Here is an 11,606-nt window from a genome sequence, read left to right on the forward strand (position 1 = left end):
GGCAATCTGCGGCCGAAAGCCTCATACTTTTATCAGAATACCTATTTGAAACGGAGCTTTTATGCTGATCCACAAACTGTCTTTTCCGATTATTTTACTGAGCGCCGCTGCGCTATTTCAGCAAGCAGCATACGCTCAAGACGCGCCTAGCCCACAGCAAGCGCTACAGAACTTCGGCATCAGCGCCGCGCAAATCCCGCCATTGGAACGCGGCGAAATCGTCGGTTACGACGTCAGCGAAACCAGCCAAAAAGAACTCGCGATTGGCGTAGCGATGATCATACCGGTAGGCTTGCCACAACTGGCCGACTACATCAAAAAGGGCAAACTCAACGCCGGCGAGAGCGACATCGTCGCCACCGGCATGCTGGGCGATAACGCCAGCGTCGATAGTTTTAAGAAGTTTGCGTTTACCGAAAAGCAACTGGACGAAGCCAAGGCCTTTCTGGAAGCGGAGCCGGGTGACGAATTCAACCTCTCCAAAGCCGAACTGGACAGCTTGAAAGCCCTACAAGCCGGGCTGGAAGATGCCGACAACAAAACCTTGCTGAAAACCGCCAATCAAAAGTACCGCGAATTTTTACTGCAACGCCTGCAAGCCTATAAAAAAAGCGGCCTGGCCGGGATCGCCCCTTACAGCCGAGATGGCGGCACAGCCGACCCGGCCGCGGAACTGCGCAACGACGCCGTAAACAGCAAAGCCTGGGCGCGTTACTTTCCGGAATTGCAACAAGCCTGGTTGAACTACCCTGCCGCATTGCCGGCCAATACCAGCGAACAATTTTTATGGTTGAATCGGCGCGTGGAAGACCGTCCCACCGCCGTGCTTAATCACCGGGTAATCGCCATCGGCGAAGGCGGCGGCCTTATCGTTTCCCGGCAGTTTTACGTCGGCCACTCCTACAACTCCAGCCACGTAGTCGCCGGCGGCCTACCTTATAAAGGCGGCACGCTGGTGTTTTATTCCATCCGCAGCTCCACCGATCAAGTTGCGGGCATGGGCAGTAGCCTGAAGCACTCGATAGGCCGCGAACAGATGAAAAAAGAAATGATCAAGCGCCTGCAACGGCTGAATAAAGACATGAAACTCAAACCTGCGGCAGTGGCCAGCGAAGAGTAATGTCGATAACCACATGCAACGGCGTGTAGCGCAAGCCCAATCAGATACTAGTATTAAGCTTGATTGTCTTGCGGATTGCCCCCATCCTGGTAAATATCCCTATAACCTTATTCCCCAAAGCTACTGAATCTTAGATGAATATAAAACACAAAGCCCACCCCTGGCATGGTATCTCGCCCGGCGACAACACCCCGGACATCGTGACCGCCTTCATAGAAATCGTACCGTCCGACACGGTGAAATACGAAATCGACAAAGACAGCGGCTATTTGAAAATCGACCGGCCGCAAAAATTCTCCAACATGATCCCCACCCTTTACGGCTTTATTCCGCGCAGTTATTGCGCAGAAAAAATCGCCGAATACGCTGCCGCGCGATCCGGCAAACCGGTCAGCAAGGGCGACGGCGACCCATTGGATATTTGTGTATTAAGCGAACGCAGCGTCACCCACGGCGACATCCTGTTACAAGCCATTCCCATCGGCGGCTTCCGTTTACTGGACGGTGGCGAGGCCGACGACAAGATCATCGCGGTGATGAAAGGCGACGAATTCTACCGGCAATGGCGCGACGTCTCCGACTGCCCGGAATCGTATATCAACCGTTTGAAGCACTACTTCCTGACTTACAAACACCTACCCAGCGAAAAAAGTGTCTGCGAAATTACCCACGTCTACGGCCGCGAAGAAGCACATGAAGTCATCAAACGTGCAATCGCGGATTATCAATACCATTTTGGCTGCCAGGACGACGAGTAGGTTTGTTTGGGAATGGATGCGCTGAGCTACAATCGGCGTATCCTTAGTTCCGGCGAACAAGGTGAAAAATAAGGCTGCTCGGCGTAAGCTAAGGCTTTAGCAATCCGGAATTAAATCCATGCATGCCGAGAAAATCATTTTAGAAACCGATCAACAAGGCAACTTGCTGCAAATACCAAAATTGCCGCCCAATGCTCAATTGGAGGCCATCTTCCTGGTATTGAATCAGTTGCCACCACCACCCAAAAGACGCAAACCTTCTACGCTTATAGCCGGGAAAGGCAAAATCGTTGGCGATATCATTTCATCCGCCGTACCTGAGAGTGAATGGGACGCTCTAAATTGATTCTGCTGGATACGCATATTTGGGTACGCTGGCTCGTTGGCAACGATCCGCTACCGGAACGCATCATCGAAATGATTGAAACCAACGATGCTATAGCTGTTTCGGCCATTTCTGTTTGGGAAGTCGTCTTATTGCAAAAACGCCAACGTATTGAATTGCCGGTTCCGCTCGATCAATGGCTCGACGCAGCTTTACTTGGCTCGGATGTCCAGGTGTTGCCGATTACCCTCTAAATCGCCCACTTGGCAGGTAACCTCCCCGAACATCACAAAGATCCGGCTGACCGGCTCATCATTGCCACCAGCATTGTCAATCAAAGTAAATTGATCAGCTTTGACTCGGTATTTCCGTCTTATACCGAATTAAATAATTTGCTGATAACCGCTGATTACTAAATCAACTTGGTTTACATGGCGTCATCGTGCAAACAGTCAATATACGTAAAGCAAAAACTCACTTATCTCGGTTGGTCGAACAAGCCGCGAAAGGCGAACCGTTCCTGATTGCCAAGGCAGGCAAACCACTAGTGCCGCCACAATATTCGACACGTTGGCCTCATTACCCTCCGACTTTATGAATGATGGCCGTGAAGATACCGTGCCCCAGGAACGCAAGCCCCTGTAATGAAACATTGCTATTTGCCCTATGCCAATAGCTGTATTTACATTGCTGCAAACATCACTAATCAAGCGTCCCTTCAACGCCGACAATTCAGCATATGTAGACTCAGGAAAACCCCTATGAAACATCTATCAATGACGATTATTTTGTTGTCCACCCTTGCAGGCTGCACAACAAGCTCTCCATATACCCAGCCCTTAGCCGTAGCCGACTCAGCGCCAAAATCTATATCAACCGCCTCTCTCTACCCGCGGGCCGCCACCGAAAAAATCGGTCCCGTGAATGTCTACCTGATTCCGCTAAACGATTTCTCGGAAGATGTTGCGGCGCAAATGGGCAGGGATTTGAGTAAGGAATTCGGGCTGAGGGTCAAGGGCACTGTAGCAATGGGCACGCAAGGCCTGGTGCCGATGCTTGGCAGTCAACAATTCGCAGCGGAAGACTTCTTCGAGCAAGCGAAAACCGTGATACAGCGTTTGCCTGAAGCGGACAGCAACACCTATTTCATATTTCTGACCAACCGCGACATCAACAGCCGGGCCAGAAATTTTCGATTCCAGTTTTCTTATCACGACAAAGCCTGCCGCTGCTCGGTGATTTCCGCAGCGCGTATGCACCCGGAGCCGCAAAATTCGCCAGGCAGCCACCAACAGCTTGAATCGCGCTTCATCAAAATGACCAAACGCGCCATCGGCCAGATGGTTTTGGGGTGGGAGCGCTCCAGCGATATCAACGATCTGATGTATTCGCCGATTATGAGCTTGGACGACATCGATCACTTGGGCAATCGGCATCCGGCCATACCCAAGAAGTAACCGTATCGGAAGTTAATCTTAGAGGCCGCCCCTTTCCACGAGCGGCTTAATCGGGGTATTCTGCCGCCTTCGCGCTGGTATCTATCAGCTCACAATCATTGCCACATTAAACCCAACCCTTTAAACATGTTTTCCGCAATATCACGTAATGCCTGTGTTATCGGCTTTTTATCGTTATTGACGCTGCTCAGCCCCGCCGCCTTCGCTCACGGCGTCGACACCAACACAGAACGGTTTTTGCTGGCCAACCAAGGCGTCTCCATCGGCCCGTTTTTGTATATCGGCGCCAAACATATGGTCACCGGCTACGATCATTTGTTGTTTTTGGTGGGGGTGATTTTCTTTTTATTCCGCACTCGCGACGTGCTGGTCTATGTCAGCCTGTTTACCTTGGGACATAGCTTGACGCTGCTGTTCGGCGTGTTAAGCAACATCTCGGTCAATCCGTTTCTGATCGACGCCATTATCGGCCTGTCGATTGTGTATAAAGGCTTCGATAACCTGGGCGGTTTTCAGCGCCTATTGGGGTTTCAACCTAATACGAAATGGGCGGTGATGATTTTTGGCTTGTTTCACGGCTTTGGCCTGGCGACCAAATTACAGGATTTTTCGCTGCCCGCAGCCGGGCTCTGGAAAAACTTATTGGCGTTTAATGTGGGTGTGGAGATCGGCCAGTTTCTGGCTCTGCTGTTTATCCTGATCGCGTTGGACTTCTGGCGCCGCCACCGCAGTTATTACGCCTTTTCAGCAACCACCAACACCCTGTTAATGTCCGGAGGCTTGATTCTGTTCGGCTACCAAATCACGGGCTACATCATCCATGGATAACTCGATGCAAGACAGCAATCCGCCAGTTCAATCAATTAAATCGCTGACCATTGCCAGCCTGTCGGCAACGCTATTGGCTGGCGTTGTGCTGATTACTGCGGTGTTGCCCGCTGAATACGGCATAGATCCGACCGGGTTTGGGCAAATGACCGGTTTAACTAGCTTGGCGTCGCCAAGTGAAACAGGTAGCGCTTGCTCGGAGCCGGTGCAGACTGTGAGCGCCGCGCAACCGGCAGCGGTTTCGCAGTGGCAGGATACGGTAAAAATCGTGGTGCCGGCCGGCGAAGGACTGGAATACAAATTTCATCTCGCCAAAGGCGCAAACCTGGAATATTCGTGGTCCACTAACGGCGCGGCGCTGTATTTTGATTTTCACGGCGAGCCGCAAGGCGATAAAACCGGCTATTTCAAAAGTTACAAAGAAACGACCGATAGCCAATCCAGCGGCTCGTTAAGCGCGCCCTTTGAAGGCTCGCACGGCTGGTATTGGGAAAACAAATCCAACGCGCCGGTTACTGTGGTTTTAAATACGAAAGGGGCTTATCGGATTTTGGGCTTGATGTGATCTAAAACCATCGGCTCAAGGAAACCAAGCTGACTGACATCAAAACGGGGGATGCCAACAAACGAAAACGTTTAGTCTTCCGGCCCAAAGCACTGCTGGTAATCCTTACAAACCTCGCAGGACGGCGCCCGGCAAACGTATAAGCCTTCCGCTTCGCAGAGTTGTTTGTACAAAAACTTTTTCCATTTCATGTCTTTGCTGTTGCGCACCAGCAATTCCGGAAAGTTGTAGCCCAGCATGGCCGACAAATCGCTGCGCGACCATAAGCCCAAATCCTGCCACAAATGATCGCTACCCAAACAGGCGGCGACGATCAGCGCGATCAGCCATTCGGTTTCCGCGCCGGGATTCGCAGCAAATTGCCCCAGCAGGATTTCCAAATCCTGTTTTTCCAACATGCGGCTGTAATCCAGACTGCTACCGGAAAAGGCTTTCGGCGCCAAGGAATAGCCGGGAAAGTAGCGGTCGATAAGCTGTTCAAATTGTACTGGGCTCAAGCCCAATCTATCGGGAAGCACACCATCACCGACACACCAACTGGCGATAATTTGCGCCAACCAGACGCTATTGGGCGACTGGTCGGCACAGGCCAGCAGATCCTCGTAAATGTGTTGCCGCGACTTCATAACCGAGGGCTCTACCCTGTCATTCGATGCCATGCTAAGTGTGCAACTCATACTCGATTCTCCGGCCTTATTAACGATGACGCAGACGCTTAATATTCGACGCGAATATCTTCATCCCTAACGATCATCTGACAAGCCAGACGCCATTCCGGCGGCAGATCGTCGACGATCATTTGCTCCAACTGTTCGGTAGTGACCTTGCCTAATTGCTTCAGCAGGGCTTTTTCCTTCTCGGTCATCGTGCCACCCATGCGCTCCAGCTTTTTATCGATGCTGGTGACGCGGACCACGCAAGTGCCGCATTCGCCATCTTCGCATTCGAAATTGATGGGGATCTTGTTTTCCAGAGCCAGCTTCAAAATAGTCTGGGTGTGACTGCCGGCAACGGCGTAAACGGTTTTATCCCGGTATTCGGGACTGGTAAATGTGACTAATGCCATGTGTTACTCCTTTTGCGTTTTTTAAACTGGTTTAAGGGAAATTTCGCCGCCCAATACTTGCGCTTGGCAAGCCAGACGGTTGTGTTTGCCGGCCATGTTTTCCCGCAAAATTTTGTCTTCCAGTACGGACGGCTCGGTCAAGTTGTTCCAACCGGCAGTCACTTTCATGATGCAGGTTCCGCAATCGCCTTCCCGGCAACCGTAAGTAATGCCGGAACCTACTTTCTCGGACACCTCAATCACCCGGGTGCCGGCGGGGACGGTAACCGTCACGTTTATATCTTCAAATGTAATGGTCGCTTTGGCCATTGTAAAAACTCCATAAGGTATTAAAAGTCATCTCGGCAGCCTCTAATCTGAGGACCAACCGGTTTGGAATCGAAACGATTCCTGATTTTCACCGGCCTTACAGCCGATGAGGTCACCGATCCGTCCGTGAATCGGTTTAGCCTACGAATACCGCTGTAGACTCAATAGCAAGCGTCTGTTTAATCCGGTTTACAGGTCCGCAAAATTAATCACCCGTGATTCTCTGGCCCCGGTCAGCTCCTGGGCCAGCTCCAAGCCAAAGGCCTTGCACTCATGTATCTCGTCGTCGGTAGGAATCAGCTTGACGCGCAGGCCTTGAATCGGTACCCGCAATTTCAAGCCGCGTAAGCGGTCTTCCACCAGGCGCACGCCTTCGCCGGTCCAGCCGTAAGAACCGAACACGCCGCCGAGTTTGTTTTTCAGATTGACCACCGCGAGCGACGAGAGCAGATCCCATATCGGCTTGACCGCATCGCCGTTAATGGTCGGCGTACCCAACACCAATCCGTCGGCCTCTTCGATCAAATCGACAAACGGCGCCACCTCGCCACCCTCCAGGTCGTAAAGCGATACGCGCACATCCTCGACTTGCATCGCGCCTTGATATATCGCTTCCGCCATGCGCCGGGTATTGCCGTAAGAGCTAATGTAAAAAATCAGCAGGGTTTTTTGATTGGGCCGCAGTTCGTTATGCAAAGCAGGGCTGGATAACTGCCGATAACGCTGGATGTAATGCTGCGGGCGGTCGCGCAAAATTGGCCCGTGGGTCGGTGCAATCAATTTCAACGGCAAGGGTTCGATCAACTCCAAGGCCCTAACCACGTATTCCTTGAACGGCCGCATGATGTGGGCGTAGTAGTATTCGAAGGAAAAGCGGAAATCGCCGACTTTGTCGTTGTACAAGCGGTTATCGCAAAAATGGCAGCCAAACACGTCGCCGGAAAACAGCATCGCTTCTTCCGGCGCGTAGGTGCATTGCGTGTCCGGCCAATGCAAATACGGGGTGTGCAAAAACTCCAGGCTGCGGTCACCCAAAGAGACCTTGTCGCCGGTCAGCACTGGGGTAAAGCTCAACTCGTCCTGCTTCAGCAGGCCTTTGAGCATGGACTGAGCTTTTTGGGAAATGAACAGCTGCGCGTGCGGCGCCCGTTTCATCAACTCCGGCAAGGCGCCGGTATGATCGGGTTCCAAATGATTGAGGACGATGACTTTGATTTCCGAATAGTCTGCGACGCTTTCCAGGCGGGCGAAAAAGGCGTTGGCAAAGCCTTCCTTGACGGTATCGATCACCGCCACGCCTTCGCTGCCGCGAATCACGTAAGCGTTGTAGCTAGTGCCGTTGGCGGTCTTCAGGATGATGTCGAAAGTGCGCAAATTCGGATCCAGCGCACCGACCCAATGCACGCGCTCCGACAAGGCCACCGCCAGCGGTACGCCGTCTTCACTCTCCAATCTGACGCTGTTCATGGCTTGCAGGCCTCAGAGCGCGACTGCTTGGGACAGGTTTCCAAATCCTTTTGCGAAGCTAAGGCAGCCAAGCCCAACCAGGCATCGACCTGTTGTTGGTCGAAACCGCAGACGCGCTGTTCGTTGACCTCCATCAAAGGCCTACGGATCAACAACGGCTGCGCGACCATCAGCGCTATAGCTTCGTCTTCGCTGACAGTGTTTGGATCGACCAACCCTTGTTTGACAGCCGGTGCGCTGCGGTTAAACCAATCCGCCACCGGCATGTCGCCGAAAAACGAGCGCAACTTGCCCGGTTCCCTGCCCCACGGCTGCTGCAATAGATCGTAAACCACCAGCAAATGGCCGGCGGCACTCAGCAATTGCTTTTGCCGGGTATTGTTCAAGCAGCCCGGCTTTTCATAGAAATGCACGGTGGCCATAGCCGTTAATGGGCTTGTAGTTCCGCCATCGCCTCGGCCATTTTTTCGGGCGGGATACCGGTCAGCGAGCCGGGCGGGTTGATAGGAACACCCAGTGCGTCGAGAATCGCGCCTTCAATCGGGCAAATGCTGGCGCATTGCGTGTCTTTATAATCGCCCTCGCATTCGGTGCATTTTTTCGGGTTAATCCTGAAATGCCCGGCTTTTTCCGACATGTAGATGGCTTTGCTGGGGCACAACGGCTCGCAGGCATAACAGTTGACGCAGGATTCGATGATTTGTAAGGCCATGACGTTACCTTTGTATTCGATGGTTAATCAGTTCTAACAATCTCCCTCGCCTGATGGAGAGGGCTGGGGTGAGGAGAATTGAATAAGCAAAAGCTTTTTGATTCACCTCACCCTACCCTCTCCGACCGGAGAGGAAATATTGGGCTATGCCGTCGCTCGCTCTTCTTGCGGCGCAGCCTCGTCCAACTTGCCGGCGGCAGCCATTTCCTTGTAAACCGCCATCACGGCTTCTTCGATAGGCTCCATCGCATGCTCGCCGTTGGGTACGATGCCGGCTTTTTCCAGCAAGTCCCAAGGCTCATAGCCGATTTTGGAGCACAACACCGCTTCACAGCCGGCCAGGGAACGAATGGTTTGTTGCAACACGCTCTCGCCGTCGCCGCAGGTATCGTCGCCGCCGCAATACAAGTCTGTCTTGCGATGACTCATGAAACGCACGCCGTTCGGGGAGGCTTCGTAGATCAGGAATTCCTTAGCATGTCCGAAGTGCATATTGATCACGCCTTGACCGCTGGTGGCGATGGCCATCAACACGGGACGGGTATTCAGCTTGGGCTCGTCGGCGTGGCCGGCAGCTTTTTCCGCTTTCGCGGCGCGCTTGCTGTGCATTTCCTCGGCGATCGCTTCGTGGATCACTTTGCGTTTTTCCATTGCCGATTGGTAATCGATTTCCATCGCCTCGATTTTGTCCATAGTGAACTCGTCGCCACGATCTTCGCCCAATAGGCCAACCGCGTCGGCCCGGCATTGCCGGCAGTGGCGCATCATGTTCATGTCGCCGGAGCAAGAATCCTGCAGGTCCATCAACTCGTCCTGAGTCGGACCGCGTTGACCCATCACGCCGTAGAAGGTGCCGTGCTCGGCTTCGGCGATCAGCGGCATCACGTTGTGCAGGAAAGCGCCTTTGGCTTTGACGATTTTGCTGACTTCCGCCAAGTGCTTGTCGTTGACGCCTGGGATCATTACCGAATTGACTTTGACCAAAATGCCTCTGGCGGTCAGCATTTCCAGGCCTTTTTGTTGCTGCTCGATCAGGATCTTCGCGCCTTTCACGCCTTTGATGCGTTTGTTTTCCCAGAAAATCCACGGATAAATTTGCGCACCGATTTCCGGATCAACACAATTGATCGTGATCGTGACGTGATCGATGTTGTGCTTAGCCAGTTCCTCGACCGATTCCGGCAAAGCCAGGCCATTGGTGGAAACGCAAAGCTTGATGTCGGGCGCTTCAGCGCTCAAACGGCGGAAGGTTTCGAAGGTGCGCTCAGGGTTAGCCAGCGGGTCGCCGGGGCCGGCGATACCCAGCACGGTCATTTGCGGGATGTTGGCCGCCACCGCCATGGTTTTTTTCACGGCTTGATCAGGCGTCAGCAACTCGGACACCACACCGGGACGCGACTCGTTGGAGCAATCGTATTTGCGGTTGCAATAGTGGCATTGGATGTTACAAGCCGGCGCTACTGCCACGTGCATGCGGGCAAAATAGTGGTGCGCGTCTTCCGAGTAACAAGGATGATTTTCGACCTTGGAGCGAATCTCGTCGGACAAATGCCCGAGTTGATCATCACTTGTACCGCAAGAATGGGAGGAGCAGCCGCCTGCGCTGGCTGCTGGAGTTTCGTTTAATACTGGCAGTTCCATATTCTTCACCTCACTTGATTGGTTATGCAGTGAGAAAGCACAGGCCATGCCAGTTATGAAATCAATTTAACTTACTGATATATAAATTCTTTTTTAAGATAAACTACCAAACACCCCAATATACGGCCGCCTAATGTTTGTAACGGCACAATCCCCGCCAGCCGATTGTCAGGATTTGGACAAAGCGCCAAAGGCCTGAAAGCAGGCAATTTCAGAGACAACTCTGACGCCAGGCATCGTTCAGTACATACGCTTGCGAAATAGCCAGCCGGCGCAACTCAAACAGCACAAACCGATCAGCGCCAGCGGCCAATATTGGTCGGTTAAATCGGCGATCCCCAAGCCTTCCAGAAATACCCCGCGGATAATGATCAAAAAATAACGTAGCGGATTGACGAACGTCAGCTGCTGCACCAGTTCCGGCATGTTCTCGATGGGCGTGGCGTAGCCGGACAGGATTACACCCGGCACGATGACCAGAAATCCACCCAGCAAGCCCTGTTGTTGGGTGACCGATAGCGAGGAAATCATCAAACCGGCACCGATTACCGAAAACACGTACAACACGATGCCGATGTACAGCGCGGCCAGGCTGCCCAACAACGGCACCTGAAACCAGAAGACCACCATGAAGATACTGAACGACGCTTCGGCTACGCCGATGATCAGGCCGGGAATGGCTTTGCCGATCAGAATTTCCGCCGGAGTGAATGGTGTCACCAGCAGTTGGTCGAACGTGCCCTGTTCGCGTTCGCGCGCCACAGACAATGCGGCCACCGTCATCGTCACCACCAAGGTCAGCAAGCCGACGATACCGGGCACGATAAACCAACTGCTTTCCAGATTGGGATTAAACCAGGCTCTGACGCGCAATTCAGCCGGCGGCCCGGTTTGGTTGTGCTGGCGCGCCCAATCGCTGTTGAACTGGCTGATCACGTTACGGGCATAGCCCAAGGCAATCTGGGCCGTATTGGAATCGCGGCCGTCCAGTAATATCTGCACCGGTGCCGATTGCCGGCCACCCAGCAAATCGCGACTGAATGTTTGGCCGATATGCAACACCATCAACACCTGCTTGCTGTCCAGCGCTGCGGCGATTTGCGCCTGGCGCTCGATGCGCAACACTTCCCGAAACGCTGGCGCGCCGTTGAAGCGGGCAATCAAATCGCGGGCGGCGCTGCCGCGGTCTTCGTTGTATATCGCGATCGGCAGTTGGTTTAGATCGTAAGTAGCGGCATAGCTGAGCAAAAATAACTGCACCAGCGGCGGCACGATCAAGACAAAGCGGCTTTTTTTATCCTTCAGCAGGCTGAGGAATTCCTTGATCAATAAAGCCTGAATGCGCCACCACATACTCG

General features: G+C 53.1%; 15 protein-coding genes and 1 pseudogene. 8 read left to right on the top strand and 8 right to left on the bottom strand.

The window, feature by feature from the left end; all coding sequences use genetic code 11:
• Positions 1 to 61 precede the first annotated feature (61 nt).
• The 8 genes and pseudogenes from ACR02O_RS21890 to ACR02O_RS21925 all read left to right on the top strand — a co-directional run bounded on the left by ACR02O_RS21890 (position 62) and on the right by ACR02O_RS21925 (position 5,053).
• Positions 62 to 1,120 carry a transglycosylase SLT domain-containing protein gene (locus ACR02O_RS21890; RefSeq protein WP_494522381.1) on the top strand — a complete coding sequence of 353 codons (1,059 nt, stop codon included), beginning with the start codon at positions 62 to 64 and terminating at the stop codon, positions 1,118 to 1,120.
• Between the two features lie 134 nt (positions 1,121 to 1,254).
• Entirely contained in the window at positions 1,255 to 1,878 is a 624-nt protein-coding gene (locus ACR02O_RS21895; RefSeq protein ID WP_033156087.1) for an inorganic pyrophosphatase, read from the top strand.
• 118 nt (positions 1,879 to 1,996) lie between these two features.
• Entirely contained in the window at positions 1,997 to 2,224 is a 228-nt protein-coding gene (locus ACR02O_RS21900; protein ID WP_494522382.1) for a hypothetical protein, read from the top strand.
• Positions 2,206 to 2,619: pseudogene (locus ACR02O_RS21905) on the top strand (type II toxin-antitoxin system VapC family toxin). The gene ACR02O_RS21900 and the pseudogene ACR02O_RS21905 overlap by 19 nt, the downstream one beginning before the upstream one ends.
• A gap of 26 nt (positions 2,620 to 2,645) precedes the next feature.
• Entirely contained in the window at positions 2,646 to 2,801 is a 156-nt protein-coding gene (locus ACR02O_RS21910) for a type II toxin-antitoxin system Phd/YefM family antitoxin (RefSeq protein ID WP_458138323.1), read from the top strand.
• Positions 2,802 to 2,964: 163 nt separating this feature from the next.
• Complete coding sequence (locus ACR02O_RS21915; RefSeq protein WP_458138324.1) at positions 2,965 to 3,660, top strand: hypothetical protein; 696 nt, start codon at positions 2,965 to 2,967, stop codon at positions 3,658 to 3,660.
• A gap of 126 nt (positions 3,661 to 3,786) precedes the next feature.
• Positions 3,787 to 4,488: a HupE/UreJ family protein gene (locus ACR02O_RS21920; RefSeq protein WP_494522383.1), complete on the top strand. Its 702-nt coding sequence runs from the start codon at positions 3,787 to 3,789 to the stop codon at positions 4,486 to 4,488.
• A 4-nt stretch (positions 4,489 to 4,492) separates the two neighbouring features.
• Positions 4,493 to 5,053 (top strand): hypothetical protein, encoded by a 561-nt coding sequence (locus tag ACR02O_RS21925; RefSeq protein WP_494522384.1) that lies wholly within the window; start codon positions 4,493 to 4,495, stop codon positions 5,051 to 5,053.
• A gap of 71 nt (positions 5,054 to 5,124) precedes the next feature.
• Here ACR02O_RS21925 and ACR02O_RS21930 read toward each other — a convergent pair whose 3' ends face one another.
• The 8 genes from ACR02O_RS21930 to ACR02O_RS21965 all read right to left on the bottom strand — a co-directional run bounded on the left by ACR02O_RS21930 (position 5,125) and on the right by ACR02O_RS21965 (position 11,601).
• The gene (locus tag ACR02O_RS21930; protein WP_458138327.1) at positions 5,125 to 5,730 is read right to left on the bottom strand and encodes a nitrogen fixation protein NifQ; all 606 of its coding nucleotides are present in this window, start codon (positions 5,728 to 5,730) and stop codon (positions 5,125 to 5,127) included.
• 38 nt (positions 5,731 to 5,768) lie between these two features.
• Positions 5,769 to 6,119 (bottom strand): 2Fe-2S iron-sulfur cluster-binding protein, encoded by a 351-nt coding sequence (locus tag ACR02O_RS21935; RefSeq protein ID WP_445366995.1) that lies wholly within the window; start codon positions 6,117 to 6,119, stop codon positions 5,769 to 5,771.
• A 21-nt stretch (positions 6,120 to 6,140) separates the two neighbouring features.
• Positions 6,141 to 6,428, bottom strand: a complete 288-nt coding sequence (locus ACR02O_RS21940; RefSeq protein WP_020484745.1) for a 2Fe-2S iron-sulfur cluster-binding protein — start codon at positions 6,426 to 6,428, stop codon at positions 6,141 to 6,143.
• Between the two features lie 189 nt (positions 6,429 to 6,617).
• Entirely contained in the window at positions 6,618 to 7,895 is a 1,278-nt protein-coding gene (locus ACR02O_RS21945; RefSeq protein WP_033156079.1) for an FprA family A-type flavoprotein, read from the bottom strand.
• Positions 7,892 to 8,317 carry an ArsC/Spx/MgsR family protein gene (locus tag ACR02O_RS21950; protein WP_458138328.1) on the bottom strand — a complete coding sequence of 142 codons (426 nt, stop codon included), beginning with the start codon at positions 8,315 to 8,317 and terminating at the stop codon, positions 7,892 to 7,894. The genes ACR02O_RS21945 and ACR02O_RS21950 overlap by 4 nt, the downstream gene beginning before the upstream one ends.
• 5 nt (positions 8,318 to 8,322) lie before the next feature.
• Positions 8,323 to 8,607, bottom strand: a complete 285-nt coding sequence (locus ACR02O_RS21955) for a 4Fe-4S dicluster domain-containing protein (protein ID WP_020484742.1) — start codon at positions 8,605 to 8,607, stop codon at positions 8,323 to 8,325.
• A gap of 144 nt (positions 8,608 to 8,751) precedes the next feature.
• Positions 8,752 to 10,248 (bottom strand): nitrogenase cofactor biosynthesis protein NifB, encoded by a 1,497-nt coding sequence (gene nifB, locus ACR02O_RS21960; protein ID WP_445366997.1) that lies wholly within the window; start codon positions 10,246 to 10,248, stop codon positions 8,752 to 8,754.
• 240 nt (positions 10,249 to 10,488) lie between these two features.
• Entirely contained in the window at positions 10,489 to 11,601 is a 1,113-nt protein-coding gene (locus tag ACR02O_RS21965) for an ABC transporter permease (protein ID WP_494522385.1), read from the bottom strand.
• Positions 11,602 to 11,606: the final 5 nt, after the last annotated feature.

This window comes from Methylomonas sp. PHL2-19, assembly GCF_059331595.1.

Bases quoted from the DNA above. Each gene is read 5' to 3' on its own strand.
- ACR02O_RS21920 (WP_494522383.1), top strand. From the start codon at position 3,787: ATGTTTTCCGCAATATCACGTAATGCCTGTGTTATCGGCTTTTTATCG.
- ACR02O_RS21925 (WP_494522384.1), top strand. From the start codon at position 4,493: ATGCAAGACAGCAATCCGCCAGTTCAATCAATTAAATCGCTGACCATT.
- ACR02O_RS21955 (WP_020484742.1), bottom strand. From the start codon at position 8,607: ATGGCCTTACAAATCATCGAATCCTGCGTCAACTGTTATGCCTGCGAG.
- ACR02O_RS21935 (WP_445366995.1), bottom strand. From the start codon at position 6,119: ATGGCATTAGTCACATTTACCAGTCCCGAATACCGGGATAAAACCGTT.
- ACR02O_RS21930 (WP_458138327.1), bottom strand. From the start codon at position 5,730: ATGAGTTGCACACTTAGCATGGCATCGAATGACAGGGTAGAGCCCTCG.
- ACR02O_RS21915 (WP_458138324.1), top strand. From the start codon at position 2,965: ATGAAACATCTATCAATGACGATTATTTTGTTGTCCACCCTTGCAGGC.
- nifB (WP_445366997.1), bottom strand. From the start codon at position 10,248: ATGGAACTGCCAGTATTAAACGAAACTCCAGCAGCCAGCGCAGGCGGC.
- ACR02O_RS21895 (WP_033156087.1), top strand. From the start codon at position 1,255: ATGAATATAAAACACAAAGCCCACCCCTGGCATGGTATCTCGCCCGGC.
- ACR02O_RS21890 (WP_494522381.1), top strand. From the start codon at position 62: ATGCTGATCCACAAACTGTCTTTTCCGATTATTTTACTGAGCGCCGCT.
- ACR02O_RS21965 (WP_494522385.1), bottom strand. From the start codon at position 11,601: ATGTGGTGGCGCATTCAGGCTTTATTGATCAAGGAATTCCTCAGCCTG.
- ACR02O_RS21900 (WP_494522382.1), top strand. From the start codon at position 1,997: ATGCATGCCGAGAAAATCATTTTAGAAACCGATCAACAAGGCAACTTG.
- ACR02O_RS21950 (WP_458138328.1), bottom strand. From the start codon at position 8,317: ATGGCCACCGTGCATTTCTATGAAAAGCCGGGCTGCTTGAACAATACC.
- ACR02O_RS21940 (WP_020484745.1), bottom strand. From the start codon at position 6,428: ATGGCCAAAGCGACCATTACATTTGAAGATATAAACGTGACGGTTACC.
- ACR02O_RS21945 (WP_033156079.1), bottom strand. From the start codon at position 7,895: ATGAACAGCGTCAGATTGGAGAGTGAAGACGGCGTACCGCTGGCGGTG.